Source organism: Kitasatospora sp. NPDC059327 (assembly GCF_042752535.1).
Taxonomy (GTDB): Bacteria; Actinomycetota; Actinomycetes; order Streptomycetales; family Streptomycetaceae; genus Kitasatospora.
Map to the genome: position 1 here is coordinate 1 of NZ_JBHYYB010000104.1, position 17,976 is coordinate 17,976.

At 75.1% G+C, this 17,976-nt stretch carries 13 protein-coding genes; 8 read left to right on the forward strand and 5 right to left on the reverse strand.

Translation table 11 applies throughout. The features are described 5' to 3' along the window. Nucleotides 1–1,523: DEAD/DEAH box helicase (locus ACFXHB_RS37300; protein WP_380580284.1), on the reverse strand; the 1,523-nt coding region annotated here is incomplete at its 3' end. 528 nt (nt 1,524–2,051) lie between these two features. Between ACFXHB_RS37300 and ACFXHB_RS37305 the strand changes: the two genes are divergently transcribed. Then, nucleotides 2,052–2,780 carry a ferritin-like fold-containing protein gene (locus ACFXHB_RS37305; RefSeq protein ID WP_380580243.1) on the forward strand — a complete coding sequence of 243 codons (729 nt, stop codon included), beginning with the start codon at nt 2,052–2,054 and terminating at the stop codon, nt 2,778–2,780. Nucleotides 2,781–2,804: 24 nt separating this feature from the next. Here the strand turns inward: ACFXHB_RS37305 and ACFXHB_RS37310 are convergent, their stop codons facing one another. The 3 genes from ACFXHB_RS37310 to ACFXHB_RS37320 all read right to left on the reverse strand — a co-directional run bounded on the left by ACFXHB_RS37310 (nt 2,805) and on the right by ACFXHB_RS37320 (nt 4,269). Then, complete coding sequence (locus ACFXHB_RS37310; RefSeq protein WP_380580245.1) at nt 2,805–3,119, reverse strand: hypothetical protein; 315 nt, start codon at nt 3,117–3,119, stop codon at nt 2,805–2,807. Between the two features lie 128 nt (nt 3,120–3,247). After that, nucleotides 3,248–3,475 carry a DUF3107 domain-containing protein gene (locus ACFXHB_RS37315; RefSeq protein ID WP_380580247.1) on the reverse strand — a complete coding sequence of 76 codons (228 nt, stop codon included), beginning with the start codon at nt 3,473–3,475 and terminating at the stop codon, nt 3,248–3,250. 131 nt (nt 3,476–3,606) lie between these two features. Next, complete coding sequence (locus ACFXHB_RS37320; RefSeq protein WP_380580249.1) at nt 3,607–4,269, reverse strand: TetR/AcrR family transcriptional regulator; 663 nt, start codon at nt 4,267–4,269, stop codon at nt 3,607–3,609. A gap of 208 nt (nt 4,270–4,477) precedes the next feature. Here ACFXHB_RS37320 and ACFXHB_RS37325 point away from each other — a divergent pair, with 208 nt between their 5' ends. The 5 genes from ACFXHB_RS37325 (at nt 4,478) to moeZ (ending at nt 11,138) form a co-directional block, all read left to right on the forward strand. Further along, nucleotides 4,478–5,401 carry an alpha/beta fold hydrolase gene (locus tag ACFXHB_RS37325; RefSeq protein WP_380580251.1) on the forward strand — a complete coding sequence of 308 codons (924 nt, stop codon included), beginning with the start codon at nt 4,478–4,480 and terminating at the stop codon, nt 5,399–5,401. Nucleotides 5,402–5,763: 362 nt separating this feature from the next. Continuing rightward, complete coding sequence (locus ACFXHB_RS37330; protein WP_380580253.1) at nt 5,764–7,383, forward strand: DUF3492 domain-containing protein; 1,620 nt, start codon at nt 5,764–5,766, stop codon at nt 7,381–7,383. A 77-nt stretch (nt 7,384–7,460) separates the two neighbouring features. Then, nucleotides 7,461–8,549, forward strand: coding sequence for a hypothetical protein (locus ACFXHB_RS37335; RefSeq protein WP_380580255.1), 1,089 nt, complete (start codon nt 7,461–7,463; stop codon nt 8,547–8,549). A 124-nt stretch (nt 8,550–8,673) separates the two neighbouring features. After that, nucleotides 8,674–9,708, forward strand: coding sequence for an NAD-dependent epimerase/dehydratase family protein (locus ACFXHB_RS37340; RefSeq protein ID WP_380580257.1), 1,035 nt, complete (start codon nt 8,674–8,676; stop codon nt 9,706–9,708). 251 nt (nt 9,709–9,959) lie between these two features. Next, nucleotides 9,960–11,138, forward strand: coding sequence for an adenylyltransferase/sulfurtransferase MoeZ (gene moeZ / locus ACFXHB_RS37345; RefSeq protein ID WP_380580259.1), 1,179 nt, complete (start codon nt 9,960–9,962; stop codon nt 11,136–11,138). A gap of 60 nt (nt 11,139–11,198) precedes the next feature. Here the strand turns inward: moeZ and ACFXHB_RS37350 are convergent, their stop codons facing one another. Continuing rightward, nucleotides 11,199–13,988, reverse strand: coding sequence for a flippase-like domain-containing protein (locus ACFXHB_RS37350; protein WP_380580260.1), 2,790 nt, complete (start codon nt 13,986–13,988; stop codon nt 11,199–11,201). 134 nt (nt 13,989–14,122) lie between these two features. Between ACFXHB_RS37350 and ACFXHB_RS37355 the strand changes: the two genes are divergently transcribed. Together ACFXHB_RS37355 and ACFXHB_RS37360 are read left to right on the forward strand one after the other, a co-directional pair. Continuing rightward, nucleotides 14,123–14,467, forward strand: a complete 345-nt coding sequence (locus ACFXHB_RS37355) for an MGMT family protein (RefSeq protein WP_380580262.1) — start codon at nt 14,123–14,125, stop codon at nt 14,465–14,467. 114 nt (nt 14,468–14,581) lie between these two features. Further along, a complete protein-coding gene (locus ACFXHB_RS37360) occupies nt 14,582–17,899 on the forward strand; it encodes an ATP-dependent helicase (protein WP_380580264.1) in 3,318 nt (1,105 codons plus the stop codon). Nucleotides 17,900–17,976: the final 77 nt, after the last annotated feature.

Sequence of the window (17,976 nt, forward strand, 5' to 3'; positions counted from 1 at the left end):
GGACCTGGCCTTCGCCCATGATGCGAACGATCACGGTGCTCCGTTCCTGGGGTGGTGCCGCGGCCTCGGGGGCCGCGGCGCGGCCCCCCTCCCACCGCCCCGGCGGCCCGCCCGCCCCGCCCGCCCCGGGCGGGGCGACCGGGCGCGGAGCGCGCACCGCGGCCGCCGGTCTCGCCGAGGTCCTCGACCTCCTCCGCGCCGAGCCCGGCCCGGGTCCGCTCCGAACGCGGCAGGACACCGGTGGTGCCCTTGGCGATCTTCAGCAGCTCGAACAGGTGCGGCGAGGTGGAGTAGGTCTCCTCCGGGGCGTTGAACGGCAGGTCCAGCGCCTTGTTGATCAGCTGCCAGCGCGGGATGTCGTCCCAGTCGACCAGGGTGACGGCGGTGCCCGACGCGCCGGCGCGGCCGGTGCGGCCGATCCGGTGCAGGTAGGTCTTCTCGTCCTCGGGGCACTGGTAGTTGATGACGTGCGTCACGCCCTCGACGTCGATGCCCCGGGCCGCGACGTCGGTGCAGACCAGGACGTCGACCTTGCCGTTGCGGAAGGCCCGCAGGGCCTGCTCGCGGGCGCCCTGGCCGAGGTCGCCGTGGACCGCGCCGGCCGCGAAGCCGCGCTGGGTCAGCTGGTCCGAGACGTCGGCGGCGGTGCGCTTGGTGCGGCAGAAGATCATCGCCAGCCCGCGGCCGTCGGCCTGCAGGATGCGCGAGACGAGCTCGACCTTGTCCAGCGAGTGCGCCCGGAAGATGTGCTGCTCGGTGTTGGCGACGGTGGTGCCGGTGTCGTCCGGCGCGGCCGCGCGGATGTGGGTCGGCTGGTTCATGTACCGGCGGGCGAGGCTGATGACCTGGCCCGGCATGGTGGCCGAGAACAGCAGGGTCTGCCGCTTGGCGGGCAGCATGGTGAGGATCTTCTCGACGTCGGGCAGGAAGCCCAGGTCGAGCATCTCGTCGGCCTCGTCCAGGACGAGCGAGCGGACCCCGGAGAGGTTCAGCTTCTTCTGCCCGGCCAGGTCCAGCAGGCGGCCCGGGGTGCCGACCACGATGTCGACGCCCTTCTTCAGCGCCTCGACCTGCGGCTCGTAGGCCCGGCCGCCGTAGACGGCGAGCACGCGCACGTCGCGGACCTTGCCGGCGGTCTGCAGGTCGTTGGTGACCTGGGTGCAGAGCTCGCGGGTCGGGACGACGATCAGTGCCTGCGGGGCCTCGGAGAGCTGCTCCTCGGCGGCCCGGCCGGCGTCGACGTCGGCGCGGACGACGACCCGCTCGATCAGCGGGAGGCCGAAACCGAGGGTCTTGCCGGTGCCGGTCTTGGCCTGGCCGATGACGTCGTGGCCGGTCAGCGCGACCGGGAGGGTCATCTCCTGGATGGGGAACGGGTGGACGATGCCGACGGCCTCCAGGGCCTCGGCGGTCTCCGGCAGGATCCCCAGGTCCCGGAAGGTGGTCTTGATGGGTTCAGCGGTGGTGGACAGGGTGCTGCCTCTTCCGTGTGGAGGGGCCGAGAACGAGCGGCGGGCGGGCAGCCGCGCGGCTGCGTTACGGGCCTGGACGGCCCTGTGACAGCTGCGCGGACGCACAACCGCGCCGGTCCCTGCGGCCGGCCGGTCCGCGGGCCCGGTGAGGGGCGCGGTCTCGGCGGCGTCGGGGAGGATTCCCTTGAGGGACCTGCGCGGGACCGTTCGCCGTGCGGCGCGGTCTCGGCGGCCCTCGCTCGGCCACTGATGCGGTGCCAAGGCTTGAAGTCCAAGCCATGGTCGGAGCCGATCGGCTCTCCGACCGGGCATCCGCGTACGTGAGTGCCCGACCGCCGGTGCGGACACGTCCTGCCGGACGGTGCCGCTACGGAGCGGGCTTGCCCGGCGCACCGAGACGGCGGTGACACCGTGCGAGCACTACGGACCTCCCCACCACCATACAGTCACGCGACGACTCGAACACGTGACGCGTCTGACATCGCCCCCGCCGGACCCTCGCGGACCCCCGGCCGGGGCGCGGCCCGGGACCGGCACCACGCGTGTGTGGGAGGCCGCGCCGGACTAAGGTGGCAGGTCATGGAGACCCAAGGTGAGACGCAGGACGACGCGGTCGGTTCGATCGGCGACTGGGCGAGCCGCTCGGCCGACCCGGGCTACCGGGCGGCCGTGCTGGACCTGCTCGGCGCCCTCGCGTACGGCGAGCTGAGCGCCTTCGAGCGGCTCGCCGAGGACGCGAAGCTCGCCCCGGACCTCGCCGACAAGGCCGCGCTGGCCAGGATGGCCACCGCGGAGTTCCAGCACTACCAGCGCCTGCACGACCGGCTCGCCGAGGTGGGCGCGGACCCGCAGGAGGCGATGCGGCCCTTCGTCGAGCCGCTGGAGCTGTTCCACCGGATGACGGCCCCCTCGGACTGGCTGGAGGGCCTGGTCAAGGCCTACGTCGGTGACGCGATCGCGACCGACTTCTACCGCGAGGTGGCCGTCCGGCTCGATGACGACACCCGTGACCTGGTCCTCGGCGTGATGTCGGACACCGGCCACGCCCAGTTCGCCGTCGACAAGGTGCGGCAGGCCATCGAGGCCGACCCGCGGGCGGGCGGGCGGCTGGCGCTCTGGGGACGACGGCTGATGGGCGAGGCGCTGAGCCAGGCCCAGCGGGTGGTCGCCGAGCGGGACGCGCTCTCCAACCTGCTGGTCGGCGGCGTCCAGGTGCGGGGCTTCGACCTGGTCGAGGTCGGCAAGATGTTCAACCGGATCACCGAGGCGCACACCAAGCGGATGGCCGCGCTGGGGCTCGCCTCCTGACGGGTGCTCCCGGGCCGGCGCGGTTCAGGCGTGCCGTTGCCGGCGGTGGGCCGCCCGGTGCGGGCGGTGCCGGTGGGCGGGCTGGCGCCCGGCCGCGAGGTCGGGCCGGGCCAGCACCGAGGTGAGCAGGGCGGAGGCGACCGCCGCGATGCCGATGCTGGCCGCCGGGTACCGGCCGGCCAGCGTGAAGTGCGTGATCACCCCGCTGAGCAGGGCCGACACCAGCGCGGTGCCGAGCGTCAGGCCGCGGCCCGCCGGGAAGTAGGCGGGCAGCGCCAGCAGCGCGGCGGCCCCGACGACCAGGCCGACGAGGGCGAAGGCGATCGACTCGACCAGCAAGGGTGCCTCCCCGGTACGCGAGCGCGGCCTTCGGGCGGCCGCACTTGTCGCCGTACCCCGGTCCACCCGGCCGTACACGCAGCGGTGCCCCGTTCCCGACGAGAGGGAACGGGGCACCGCGAAGCGGCTCAGAGCGTGCCGAACCCGACCTTGCGGGCGGCCTGCTCGCCGATCTCCACGTACGCCAGGCGCTCGGCCGGGACGATGACGCGGCGGCCGTGCTCGTCGGTCAGCGAGAAGAGCTTCGAGGTGCCCTCCAGCGCCTTGGCGATCGCGCTCTCGACCTCATCGGCAGTCTGCGCGCTCTCGATCACGATCTCGCGCGGCGCGTTCTGCACGCCGATCTTGACCTCCACGACTTCCGTCCCTCCGGGTTGCAGCCAGCCATGCGCGGGCACCGGACCGCCTGGGACAAGCGTTCGCGGTGATCGCGCCGTACGGCTTCACCATAGAGCACCGGATCAGCGACCAGGCGAAGGTCGACGGATCACTGGTCGGCGGCCTGCGCCTCGCCGGACTCGTTGACGGGGTGCATCGGGAAGCCCTTCAGACCGCGCCAGGCCAGGCTGGCGACCAGTCGGACGGCTTCGTCGCGGGGGATCTCCAGCCCCTGGGAGAGCCAGTAGCGGGCGGTGATCTGGGCCAGGCCGCAGACACCGGCGGCGAGCAGCTTGGACTCGGCCTCGGGCAGGTCGGTGTCCTCCTGGATGACCTTGCTGACCAGGGTCGCGCTGGCGTCCGAGGCACGTTCCACGCGCTCGCGGACGGCCGGCTCGTTGGTCAGGTCCGACTCGAAGACCAGCCGGAACGCACCGGACTCGCTGGAGACGTAGTTGAAGTACGCCTCCATCGTCGCGGCCACCCGGTGCTTGTTGTCGGTGGTCGCCGCGAGCGCCTCGCGGGTCGACTCGACCAGGGCGTCGCAGTGCTTGTCCAGCAGCGCCAGGTAGAGCTCCAGCTTCCCGGGGAAGTGCTGGTACAGCACCGGCTTGCTGACCCCGGCGCGGTCCGCGATGTCGTCCATGGCGGCCGCGTGGTAGCCCTGCGCGACAAACACCTCCTGGGCGGCACCGAGCAGTTGTTCACGGCGGGCGCTTCGCGGCAGGCGGGCACCGCGCGGGCGCTCCTGCGCCTCCTGGATGGCCGTCACGGCGCTCCTCACTTCACGGGTTGTTCGGGGCTGGCAAGATGACCGATTCTACTTTTCGGTAACCGCGTTCGCGCCTGGCGAGCGTGAGAAAAGAACCGAGCCCCCTTGTCAGGAGCCCACAATACGGCGCTGACCACCGGCAACGGCAGTGGTCCGACAGCAGCCGGGACGGCCCCGGCGTACCGGGGGCTCATTACCATCGTCCACCATGAGCAGCGCTGAGCAGCAGGTTCGCCCGGAGACAGCGGCCCCTGCGGCCTTCCGTACGGTCGAGGTCCCCGGTGCGGCACTGGCGGTGCACCGGCCCGCGGGCCGGGCCGCCGAGGGCCGGGAGCCGGCCCTGTTCGTCCACGGGCTCGGCGGCTCGGCGGCCAACTGGACGGCGCTGATGGACCGGTTGGCCGGTCTCGTCGACGGCGAGGCCGTGGACCTGCCGGGTTTCGGGCACTCGGCGCTGCCCGCCGACGGCGACCTCTCGGTGTCCGGGCACGTGCGCGCGGTGATCGGTTACCTGGAGGCGACCGGCCGCGGCCCGGTCCACCTGTTCGGCAACTCGCTCGGCGGCGCGGTCTCCGTCCGGCTCGCCGCGCTCCGCCCCGACCTGGTGCGCAGTCTCACGCTGATCTCGCCCGCGCTGCCCGAGCTGCCGCCGCAGCGCACCGCCTGGCCGACCGGGCTGCTCGCGGTGCCCGGCCTGCCCGCCCTGTTGCGCCGGCTGCCGTCGAACGGCCGCGGCCCGGAGGACGCCACCGAGGGTCTGCTGCGGTTGGTCTACGGCGACCCGCTGACCCTCTCCCCGGTGGCCCGGGCGGAGGCGGTGGCCGAGTACCGGCGCCGGATCGAGGTGCCGCACGCGATGCGGGCGCTGACCGGCTCGGCGCGCGGGATCGTCTCGGCGTACACCGAGCGGGGCGACCAGGCGCCCTGGCGGCAGGCGGAGCAGGTGAGGGCGCCGACGCTGCTGGTGTACGGGCTGCGCGACAAGCTGGTCTCGTACCGCTCGGCGCGGCGGGCCTGCACGGCCTTCGGGGACGCCCGGCTGCTGGTACTGCCGGAGTCCGGACACGTGGCGATGATGGAGCACCCGGAGCAGGTGGCCCGGGCGGTGCGGGAGCTGCTGGCACGGGACTGAGCGCGGTGCGGCGCGGGCGGCCCGGGCCCGGGCGGGGTGCCGGGGCGGGCGGTAACGGCCCGGTCCGGGGCGAAGTCACGCCGGTTCACTCGTTCAGGTGGCAACCAGGCATGTGACCGATGGATCACCGGGGCCCGGTCCTACCTTTCTGCTGTCGGACCGAACAGGTGTGGGGGAGCGGCGGCCGCCGGAGAAGAGGGACCGGCGGGCAGCCGCACGCAGGGGGCCGGCGCCCGGGTCGCGGCGCCCGCGGCCGACCGGACTCCTCCACCCCGGGCCGTTCCCGCGCCTGCGCGGGGCGCCCGGGTGCCGATCGAACCGCGCCAGCCATCCGTCGATCCGCTCTGCTCTGGAGGTCCCCCGTGCGCGTTGCGCTGCTCACCGAGAGTGCCCGTCCGCGCCCCCGGCATGGTGCCGGCGGCTGGTGCGCCCGGCTGGTGGAGGGCCTGGCCGAGCACGATTTCGAGCTGTACGTGCTGGCCGGGGCGGCCGGTTCGGGCGTCGCCGAGAGCCCCCGGGGCCGCTGGCTCGGGGTGCACGAACTGGCGCTGTGGGGCCGCAGACCGGCCGGCCGGCAGCCGGGCGCGCTGCGCGGGCGGCAGTACGCCCGGGCGTACGAGGAACTGGTCCGGGCGCTGGTGATGCCGGGCGGGCGGGCCTCGTTCGGGACGGGGCTGTACCGGCTGGCGGCACTCGCCCGCGAGGACGGCGCGCTGTCCGCGTTCCTGGCCTCCGCGCAGGCCCGCCGCACGCTCGAACGGGTCTGGCGCTCGCCCGGGGCGGACACCTCGGCCGGGCAGCCGCTGGTCCGCGACGTGCTGGTCGCGGCGGACCTGCTGGAGCAGTGTCTGCGCCCGCTCGCCGCGCCCTGGTACGGCACCGGGCCGGGCGGCCTCGGCGCGGCCGACCTCTGCCACGTGGTGGGCGGCGGCCCGGCGGCGCTGCCCGCGCTGGCGGCCAAGCAACTGCACGGGGTGCCGTTCGTGGTCACCGAGCACGGTCTGCACCTGCGCGAGCAGTACCTCGGCTACCGCGAGGCCCCCTACCGCTGGCCGGTCCGGGCGCTGCTGCTCTCCTTCTTCCGGGCGCTCACCGAGGAGACGTACCGGCAGGCCGCGATACTGACCCCCGGCAGCGCCCACGACCAGCGGTGGCAGCGGCGCTGCGGCGCCGATCCGGCCCGGACCAGGGTGGTCCACGAGGGCACCCCGGCGGTGGCCCGGGCGGCGGCCGGGCCGGAGCCGGCCGCGCCCACCCTGGTCTGGGCGGGCGCGCTGGAGCCGGGCCGGGACACCGAGCTGGTGCTGCACGCCTTCGCGCGGGTCCGGGCCGCGCTGCCGGCGGCCCGGCTGGTGATCCACGGCGAGGAGGCCGTCCCGGGCTACCGGGCGCACTGCGAGGCGGTGGCCGACCGGCTGGGGGTGGCCCGGGAGGTGGAGTTCGCCGGCCGGCCGGGCTCGGTGGCGGCGGCCTGGGAGAGCGGCACGGTGGTCGTCTTCTCGGCGCTCTCGCAGCGCGGCCCCCGCCTGCTGGCGGACGCGATGCTGAGCGGCCGGGCGGTGGTCTCGACGGACGTCGGGGTGGCCCGCGAGGTGGTGGGGCCGACCGGGCTGCTGGTGCCGCCGCGCGACCCGCGGGCGCTGGCGGATGCCTGTCTGGCGCTGCTGCGCGACGCCGAGCGGCGGGCCAGACTCGGGTCGGCGGGCCGACTGCGGGCGCAGGAACGCTTCGCCGTGGAACCGGTGATCGGCGCGTTCCGGGAGATCTACCTGGAGCTGGTCTCCCAGTGGCCGGCCTTCCCGGCGGTCGCGAAGGGCGGTGGCGCGGTCGGCGAGCGGCCGCGCCCGTTCGCCCGGCCCGCCGAGTACTGGTTGGCCGACCGCCGGGGCGGTGGGAGCGCCGGGCAGCCGGCCGGTGAGGGCGGCGAGGGCGGCGAGGACGAGGGGTCCGAGCGGACCGGCGCCCTCGCGGAGGCGGTCTGATGGCCGGCGGCGCCCCTGCCCCCCGGAGCGGGCCCGCCGGGCCGTCCGGGGTCTTCGGTGATCCGGTCCGTGAGGTGATGGCCGAGTACCGGGAGCTCTGCGAGCGGGCCGTCGATCCGCTGGAGATCGCCGCCGGGCTGGAGGAGGCCGGGCACGGGGCGCAGACGGCCGCGCGCTGCCGGCACGCCGACCTGTTCTCGCTCGCGGAGGAGCTGTACGCCCGGGTGCCGCGCCGTCCGCCTCCGGACCCGGCGACCGGGCCGGTCGGCGAGCGGCGGCGGCGGTGCGGTGCGGCGCTCCGGGCGGCGTCGGCGGCGCTGCCGGTGGCGGCGGCCGCCGGCTCGGCGGGCCGCTGGTCGGTGCTGCTGCCGGCCGCCGTCCCGCTGGTGCTGATCCCGGCGGTGGCCGCCCCCGGGCGGGGCGAGCGGGACGCGGACGCGGCCGGGCGGCCGCTCCGGGCGGTCGGCTCCGGAGCGTGGACGGAGACCGGGCCGGGGACAGGGACGGCGGTGACCGGGACGCCCGCCGGGCGGCTCCGGCCGGCCGCGCTCGGCCACGGGTGCGGGGTGGCCGCGCTGCTGCTGCTCCCGCTGGCCGGGGTCGGGGCCGGGGCCGGCGCGTCCGGCGCCGGTGACGGCCGGGTGACGGCCGCGCTGGCGCTGGCCGCCGCGCTGTCGGCCGGGTCGGCCGAGTGGGCGGCGTGGTGGTTCCGGCACATCGCCCGCGGTCATCTGCGGGTGGCGGGCACCCTCGCCGAGTTCCGGTCCCGGATGCGGCCGGTCCTGCCGGTGGCCGTCGCCCTGCACCTGGCCGTCCTGGCCGTCCTGAGCTTCGCCGCCCTCGCCGTGCTGACCGCCGTGGCACCGCGCCCCGGACCGGACCGCGGCGGCGGTCTGCTGCACCTGGCCGCCGAGCGGGCCGCACCCGGCCAGTGGGCGGCGCAGGGCGTGCTGGGGCTGCTGCTGGTGCTGCCCGCGCTGCTGGCCCGGTCCGGCCGGCCCGGCGCCGCAGCGCTGGGCGCGCTCGCCGGCCCGGCCGCCGTCGCGGCGCCGCTCGTGCTGGGCCGCTCCGCGCCGACGGCCTGGCTGCTCGGCGGCGGCGCCGTCGCGCTCGTCCTGCTGGCGTACGCCTGGCCGGTGCTCGGCCGGGCCGACGCGCACCGCTGAGCCCGCCGGGGCCGGGCGGCCGGCCGCACCCGGGCCCGGCTCCCCACCGAACCGTTCCACCTCTCCGTTGTTCACTCTGTCCGCCAGGTCGAACCCGACCTCGCTTCGTGGAAGGACACCCCCGATGAGGGTGCTGCTGCTGGGCGCCGACGGCTTTATCGGCCGTCGGGTCACCGATCGTCTGCTCGTGGACCAGGAGTTGCAGGTGACGGTGCTCGGCCGGCGTGACTCGGCCGACATCCGCTTCGACCTGACCACCGGCAGTCCGGGCGCGCTCGCCCGCTTCCTGGACGCGGTCGCGCCCCAGGTGGTGATCAACTGCGCGGGCGCCACCTACGGCAGCTCGCGGACGCTGATCCGGGCGAACACGCTGGCCGTCGCCACGGTCTGCGAGGCGATCCGGCGCAGCCGGGAGCCGGCCCGGCTGGTGCACGTCGGCTCGGCGGCCGAGTACGGGCCGGTGCCGGGCGGGGTCCCGGTGTCGGAGGGCGCGGAGCCGCGCCCGGTCGGCCCGTACGGGGTGTCCAAGCTCGCCGGGACGGAACTGGTGCTGGCCTCCGGGCTGGACGCGGCGGTGCTCCGGGTGTTCGACGTGGTGGGGCCGGGGGCGCCGACGGCCTCGCTGTTCGGACGGCTCGCCGAGGGGCTGCGCCGGGCGCTGGAGCGCGAGGAGTCGCAGGTGCGGATGCCGGACCTGTCCGGATACCGGGATTTCGTCGACGTCCGGGACGTCGCCCGGGCGATCCAGGCGGCCGCGGTGTCGGCGGCCACCGGGGTGATCAACATCGGCAGCGGGCACGCCGTCCGGGCCCGGGAGGCGGCCCAGCTGCTGGTCCGGGCGTCCGGCTTCGAGGGGTCGATCGTGGAGGAGAACCGGCCGGTCCTGCTGCCCGCGCAGGCCGGCGGGCCGGGTGAGCACCCCGACCGGCACGGGCCGCAGCACGGCGAGCGGCACGGCGAGCGGCACGTGACCCCGTACCACCCGGGCCACCGGGCCGCGGAGCCGAGGCCGGCCGAGGGGCGGGGCCCGGCGGGCGAACCGGTGCCGTGGCGCCAGGCGGACGTGCGGACGGCCCGGGACCGTCTCGGCTGGCGGACACACGTGCCGTTGGAGGAGTCGCTGGGGGACGTCTGGCTGGAGACGGCCTGCCGGGTCTGACCCGCGCGAGTGCCGGTGCCCGGGTGTCCCGGGGGCCCCGGTGCGACGGGCCGCGGCGCCCCCGACCGCCCGCCGGAACGCTCCGGCGGGCGGTTCCAGTATCCGATGTCGGGTGTCTCGCCAGTCGGACGAGCTGTCTCGGAATACCGGGGCGGCATGACACTGTTGGCGTAGCAGAGCCACCTCGGTGGCAGAGCAAAAGCCACAGAGGTCGGCCCTGGCCACCTGAACTGACGACCATCGGAGTCCCCGTGTCGCTGCCACCCCTGGTCGAGCCGGCCGCCGAGCTCACCGTCGACGAGGTCCGCAGGTACTCCCGCCACCTGATCATCCCCGACGTGGGCATGGCCGGGCAGAAGCGGCTGAAGAACGCCAAGGTGCTGTGCGTCGGCGCCGGCGGCCTGGGCTCGCCCGCGCTGATGTACCTCGCCGCGGCCGGCGTGGGCACGCTCGGCATCGTCGAGTTCGACGTGGTGGACGAGTCCAACCTGCAGCGGCAGATCATCCACGGCCAGTCGGACATCGGCCGCTCCAAGGGCGAGTCGGCGCGGGAGTCGGTCAAGGAGATCAACCCCTACGTCAACGTGATCCTCCACGAGGAGCGCCTCGACAACGACAACGTGATGGAGATCTTCTCCGGCTACGACCTGATCGTCGACGGCACCGACAACTTCGCCACCCGGTACCTGGTGAACGACGCCGCGGTGCTGCTCGGCAAGCCGTACGTGTGGGGCTCGATCTACCGCTTCGACGGCCAGGCCAGCGTGTTCTGGGCCGAGCACGGCCCGTGCTACCGCTGCCTCTACCCGGAGGCCCCGCCGGCCGGCATGGTCCCGTCCTGCGCCGAGGGCGGCGTGCTGGGCGTGCTCTGCGCGTCCATCGGCTCGATCCAGGTCACCGAGGCGATCAAGCTGCTGGCCGGGGTCGGCGAGCCGCTGGTCGGCCGGCTGATGATCTACGACGCCCTGGAGATGACCTACCGCCAGGTCAAGGTCCGCAAGGACCCGAACTGCGCGCTCTGCGGCGAGAACCCGACGGTCACCGAGCTGATCGACTACGAGGCCTTCTGCGGCGTCGTGTCGGAGGAGGCGCAGGCCGCCGCCGCCGGTTCGACGATCACCTCGAAGCAGCTCAAGCAGTGGCAGGACGACAAGGAGGACATCTTCCTGATCGACGTCCGCGAGCCCGGTGAGTACGAGATCGTCAACATCCCCGGCGCGGTGCTGATCCCGAAGAACGAGTTCCTGATGGGCAACGCGCTGGAGTCGCTGCCGCAGGACAAGAAGATCGTGCTGCACTGCAAGTCGGGCGTCCGCTCGGCCGAGGTGCTGGCCGTGGTGAAGTCGGCCGGCTTCGCCAACGCCGTCCACCTCGGCGGCGGCGTGCTCGGCTGGGTGAACCAGGTCGAGCCGCACAAGCCGACCTACTAGCAGACACGTGAAAGGGCCCGCCGGATCCGTCCGGCGGGCCCTTTCACGCGTCCGCGGGGCCTACAGCGCGCCCTTGCGCTGGAGCACGTTGTAGGAGATCCAGCCGGGCAGCACCGGCAGCCAGAAGGTGAGCGCCCGGTAGAGGAACACCGCCGGCGTGGCGATCGTCGGGGGCACGTCGGCGACGGTCAGCGCACCGATCAGCGCGACCTCGACCGGGCCGATGCCGCCGGGGGTGGGGATCGCCGAACCGGCCGCGTTGGCGGTCAGGAAGACCACCGCGACCGCCGAGAAGCTGATGCTGCCGCCGAAGGCCTGCACCGAGGCGTCCAGGCAGGCGGTGAAGGAGAGCGTCAGCAGCAGGATGCCGCCGAAGCCGGTGACGAGCTTGCTGGGCGTCTGCATCAGGTCGAGCATCCGCGGCACGACGCCGAAGAACAGCGACCGCAGCCGGTTCAGCACGAACCGCCGCAGCGGCGAGACGGCCGCCACCACCAGGGCGAGCACGGCGGCGGTCAGCACGCCGATGATCACCGCGCGGGAGGCGGAGAGGTCCCCGTTGGTCTGGCTGCCGGTGATCAGACCGAAGCTGAACAGCAGCAGCAGGTGCCCGGCCAGACCCGCCAGCTGGGAGGCGCCGACCGAGGCGACCGCCTGCCCGGAGCGGATGCCGGTCTTCTGCAGGTAGCGGGTGTTCAGCGCGATGCCGCCGATCGCGGCCGGCGCGACCAGCTTCACGAAGGAGCCGGCCAGCTGGGCGGCGACCGTGCGCCGGAAGGGCAGCTTCTCCGGGACGAAGCCGGTCAGGCTCATCGAGGCGGCGACGTAGCTGAAGGCGGCGGCGGCGAGCGCCACGGCGGCCCAGGCCCAGTCCATCTGGGAGAGCTTGAGCTGGGCCGGCTTGATGGTGGTCAGCGCCAGGTAGGCGGCGAAGGTGAGCGCGATGACCATGATCAGGGTCTTCGGCTTCAGCCGCTCCAGCTTGGCCGTCTCGGTCGGCGCCTCGGGGGCGATCTGGAGGATCTGGCCGCGGATCCGGCTGAGCAGGTCCTCGCCGGCCACCGCGATGTCCTCCTCGGCCTGCTGCTGGGTGCGCTCGCCGGCCGCGACCTGCTCCAGCGCCCGGGCCCGGGCCGCGGTCTTCCGCTCCTTGGTGAGCTTCTTCAGGTCGACCCTGGTGGAGCGGCTCATCCCGACCGGCTGCAGCAGCGGCAGCGCCTGCGCGACCCGGTCGGCGCCGAGGACGGCGTTGGCGGTGGCGACCGCCCGCTCCGGGCCGATCCGCAGCGCGAAGGTGGTGAGCAGCTGGGCGACGTCGATGCGCAGGGTCAGATCGGTGGCGGCGATGTCCCCGCCGGAGAGGTTGACCAGGCAGGCCGCCTTCTCGTCGACGACCAGCAGCGACTCCCCGGTGAGCCGGCGGTGGGCGATCCGGCGCTCGTGCAGGGCGGCGACGGACTCCCAGAGCGAGGCCATCACCTGGTCGGTGGTCTCCGCGTCCGTGAGGTCGTCCAGGATGCGGCCCTCGACGTTCTCGTAGACCAGGATCGCGGCGTCCGGTCCCAGTTCGGAGGTGGCCACCAGCTGGGGGGAGCGGGCGCCCGAGGCGGCCGCCGCGTAGGCGATCAGCGCCTCCTGCTCCAGCGCCTGGCGCAGCGACTGCGGGCTGCGGCGGACGGCCACCGAGCGCAGCCGCAGCCGCCGCCAGGCGCGGTAGAAGAAGCCGGAGGCCTGCTGCTCGCGGTCGATGATGTGGACGTCCAGCGGCGGGCCGCTCTGCTGGGCGACGTAGTAGCGGCGGGTGCCGCCGGGAGCGTCGGGGGCGCGGTGGGCGCTGGCCGGGGTGAAGCCGACCTTGCGCAGGCCGATCATCAGGTGCTGGCCGGTGGGCCGGATGTTCGGCGAGCCGATCGCGTACAGCGTGCCGTAGGCGACGGACCAGCCGATCAGCACGGTGAGCAGCAGCGACAGCGGGGTGGTGTAGCCGCCGAGCAGCTCGGTGAGCCCGCTGAAGACCACCACCACCCAGAGGGCGACCCGCCAGCGCGGCCGGCTCGACATGCCGACCGCGGTCATATAGGCGATCACCGGTGCCAGATAGCCGTGCACCGGGTCGGTGAGGGTGCCGTTGCTGTCCAGCGGGAGCCGGGTGAGGGCGTCCCGGATGTGTTCGGAGGCGCCCTCGGCGACCCACCAGTCGATGCCCAGCGAGACGCCGTAGGCGAGCACCGAGGCGAGGACGCCGTCGGCGACCCGCAGGCCGTCGCGTTTGATCAGGCGCTCGACCGCGAAGGCGAGCGGGACGGCGAGCACCGCGACGCTGGAGACCAGGCCGGTGATGGTGGACAGCACCGGGGAGAAGCGCGGCGCGTTGGAGGCGATGTCCAGCTCGATGCCGGTGGTGGTCGAGGTCGCCACACCGGCCAGGACGAACACCGAGACTATGCCGAGGACGCCGGCCAGGAAGCGGATCAGGTCCGACGGGCGGTGCGCGCGGGCGGCGAGCAGCGGCTCGTCGACGTCCAGGTGCGGGGTGTCGTCCAGCGACTCGTGGGCCTCGTGCTCCGCGGTCCCCTCGGGGACCAGGAAGGGCTCGGCCGCCGGGGCGGGCTCGGTCGCGGGGGCGGGCTCGGGCTGCTGGGCCGGGACGCCGGCCGGTGCCGGCCCGGTCGCGGGCCCGGCCGCCTCGGCCGCGGGGTCGGTCGGCTGCGGGGTCTTGATCGTCCGGTCCTTGATCAGGGAGACTTCCGGTGACGGCGTGGCGGAGGGCCCGCCGCCGGGGCTCGCGGGCATGGTGTCGGAGGACTCGTCGGAGTCCTCGTCCACACCCACGTCAGCCGTCCCGGTCATCTGGTCTTGTCCTCGTATCACCACTCACCGCCCCGAAGATGGTGGCATGCCTCGGCGTCCCGTGCTGGACAGGGGCCGGATCGGGCGCGGCGGATCGTTCGTACCGGACCCCGGGCCGGGCGCCGTGCGGAAGAATGCCGCAGGTGACGGACGCTACCGACGACGCCGGACCGGGCGGGCTGCCGCCCTTCGCCGAACTGGTTCTCGACCTGACCGAGCGGATTCCACCCGGCCGGGTGATGACCTACGGGGACGTTGCCGAGTACCTCGGCCAGGGCGGCCCCCGGCAGGTCGGCCGGGTGATGGCCCTCTACGGCGGCTCGGTGCCCTGGTGGCGGGTGATTCGCGCGGACGGCCGGTTCCTGCCCGGGCACGAGCAGCGCGCCCTCGCCCGGTACGGCGAGGAGGGCACCCCGCTGCGCGAGCTCGCCGACCCGCCCCGGGTGGACCTGAAGCGGGCCCGCTGGGACGGCCGGTAGCGCCGAACCGGGTGCGCGGACGGGAATGACGGGGCAGGATCGTAGGCTCGATAGAGGACGGGCCCCGCCGCGGGCCCGTCCGCCGTTGCCCGAAGCACGACCCCCAGGACGTCCGTGAGCTCCCCCTACCGTCTGGTGCGCAGCCCCCTCGCGCTCCCCGCCCCGCCCGTGCTGGACGACTACCAGCGTGCCGTGGTGGAGCACGCGGGCGGCCCGCTGCTGGTGCTCGCCGGCCCCGGGACGGGCAAGACCACCACGCTGGTGGAGGCCGTCGCCCGGCGGATCGAGCGCGGTACCGACCCCGAGCGGATCCTGGTGCTGACCTTCAGCCGCAAGGCCGCGATGGAGCTGCGCGACCGGATGTCCGGCCGGCTCGGGGCCTCGGCCCCCGCCCCGCAGGCCACCACCTTCCACTCCTTCTGCTACGCCCTGCTCCGGGCCCACCAGGACCCGCGGGACTACGCCGAGCCGCTGCGGCTGCTCTCCGGCCCCGAGCAGGACGTCATGGTCCGCGAGCTGCTGGCCGGCGGCGCCGAGGACGCCCGCCACGGCCGGGGCCGGATCGGCTGGCCGCTCGACCTGCGGGCCTGCCTGACCACCCGGGGCTTCGCCGACGAGGTCCGCGCGGTGCTCGCCCGCAGCCGGGAGCTGGGCCTCGGCGAGGCCGAGCTGCGGCGCTTCGCCGAGGGCGTGCAGCGCCCCGACTGGGCGGCCGCCGCCCACTTCCTGGCCGACTACCTGGACGTCCTGGACCTGCGCGGGGTGCTCGACTACGCCGAACTGGTGCACCGCGCGGTGCTGCTCGCCGAGCGCCCCGAGGTGGGCGAGGGGCTGCGGCAGCGCTACGAGGTGGTCTTCGTCGACGAGTACCAGGACACCGACCCCTCGCAGGTCCGGCTGCTGCGCCAGCTGGCCGGCGGCGGGCGGGAGCTGGTCGCCGTCGGCGACCCGGACCAGTCGATCTACGCGTTCCGCGGCGCCGACATCAACGGCATCCTGGACTTCCCGCAGACCTTCCGGCAGACCGGCGGCGGTCCGGCCGAGGTCAAGGTGCTGCGGGTCTCCCGCCGTTCCGGCGCCGTCCTGCTCGCCGCCTCCCGCGAGCTGGCCCGGCGGATGCCGATGGGCCGGCTGCCGGCCGACAAGCTCGCCCAGCACCGGGCCCTGCTGCCCTCCCGCGAGGGCGGCCGGGTCGAGGTGTACACCTACCCGACCCCGGGCACCGAGCTGGACTCGATCGCCGACCTGCTGCGCCGCGCCCACCTGGAGGACGGGGTGCCGTGGGGCGAGATGGCGGTGCTGGTCCGGGCCGGCGGCCGGTCCATCCCCGGCGTGCGGCGGGCGCTCGGCGCGGCCGGCGTCCCGCTGGAGATCGACGGCGACGACCTGCCGCTGCGCGAGGAGCCCGCGGTGGCCCAGCTGCTGGTCGCCCTGCGGGTCTGCGCCGAGCAGGCCGCCCGGGACAAGCACGACCGCGCGACCACCGCCGACCCGCTCACCACCGAACTCGCCCACACCCTGCTCACCGGCCCGCTCGGCGGCCTGGACGGCTCCGACCTGCGCCGCCTCGGCCGCGCCCTGCGCGAGGAGGAGCGCGTCGCGCTGCGTGCCGAGGGGCGGACCGCCGCCGTGCCGCGCCCGGCCGAGGAGCTGGTCCGGGAGGCCCTCGCCGAACCCGAGCGGCTGATCGCCCTGGACCCCTCGCACGCCCGGCGCGCCCGCGATCTCGGCACCCTGCTGCGCAAGGTCCGCGAGCGCCTGGCCGGCGGCTGCACCGCGGAGGACGCGCTCTGGGAGCTCTGGGACGGCAGCCGGCGCTGGCGCGAGCGCCTGGAGCGGGCCGCGCTGCGCGGGGGAGCCGCCGGCCGCAACGCCGACCGGGACCTCGACGCGCTCTGCGCCCTGTTCGAGACCGCCGCCCGCGCCGAGGAGCAGGTCACCGGCCACCGCAGCGCCCTGGACCTGCTGGCCGAGCTGGAGGCCCAGGACATCGCCGCCGACACCCTCACCGTGCGGGCCGTCCGCCCGGACGCCGTCCGGCTGATGACCGCGCACCGGTCCAAGGGCCTGGAGTGGCGGGTGGTCGTGGTGGCCGGTGTCCAGGACGGCCTCTGGCCGGACCTGCGCCGCCGCGGCTCGCTGCTGGAGGCCGACCGGATCGGCCGCGACGGCCTGGCCGAGCCGCTCTCCCCGGCCGCCCTGCTGGGCGAGGAGCGCCGGCTCTTCTACGTCGCCGCCACCCGCGCCAAGGAGCGGCTGATCGTCACCGCCGTCAAGGCCCCCGCCGACGACGGCGACGAGCCGTCCCGGTTCCTGCGCGAGCTCTACCGCGAGGACGTCGACCCGAGGACCGGCCGGGTGGTGCGCCGCACGCCGCCGGTCACCGTCGAGGACGTCACCCACCGTCCGCGCCGCCCGCTCTCCGTCGCCGCGCTGGTCGCCGAGCTGCGCGCGGTCACCGTCGACCCGGCCCGGTCGCCCGAGCTGCGCCGCGCGGCCGCCGAGCGGCTCGCCACCCTGGCGCTGGCCGCCGACGAGGACGGCCTGCCGCTGGTGCCGGCCGCCCACCCCGACCGCTGGTGGGGGCTGGACGACGCCACCGCCGCTGCCGAGCCGCTGCGCAGCGCCGACCTGCCGGTCCGGCTCTCCGGCAGCGGGCTGGAGCAGCTGGAGAACTGCTCGCTGCAGTGGTTCCTCGACAAGGAGGTCAAGGCGCGCGGCGCCGGTTCGGCCGCCCAGGGCTTCGGCAACGTGGTGCACGCCCTGGCCGACGAGGTCGGCTCCGGCCGCGCCCCCGCCGACCTGGCCGTGCTGATGGAGCGCCTGGACACGGTCTGGGACGCGCTGGCCTTCGACGCGCCCTGGAAGTCCCAGCAGGAGAAGACCGAGGCCCGGGCGGCCCTGGAGCGCTTCCTCAACTGGCACGTCCTGCAGCGCGGCCGTGACGTGGTCGCCACCGAGCACGGCTTCGACGTCACGCTGGACGCCGGCGGCGTGCAGGTGCGGATCCGCGGTTCGATGGACCGGGTGGAGAAGGACGCGGCCGGGCGGGCCTACGTGGTCGACTTCAAGACCGGCAAGGAGGCGCCGAGCGACAAGTCGCTGCCCGAGCACAAGCAGCTCGCGGTCTACCAGCTCGCGGTCCGGGCCGGGGCGCTCAACGAGCTGCCCGGTTTCGACGGTCACGCCCCCGACCCGGGCGGCGCCGAGCTGGTGCAGCTGCGCAAGCCCGACAAGGCCGTCCCGGACTCGCCCAAGGTGCAGCGGCAGGACCCGCCGGACGGTGAGCCGTGGATCGAGAACCTGCTGGCCGACGCCGCCGGGCGGGTGCTCGCCGAGCGCTTCGTGCCGCGGACCGGCGGCGGCTGCGACCGCTGTTCGTTCCGTCGCAGCTGCTCGGCCCAGCGTGACGGCGCGCAGGTGGTGGAGTGAGCGCGGCCGTGTGGGGGTTCCCACAGTGGGCCGGGCGACGGGCCCGGTCTGTCGGCGGTGCCCGTTAACGTTGCGGG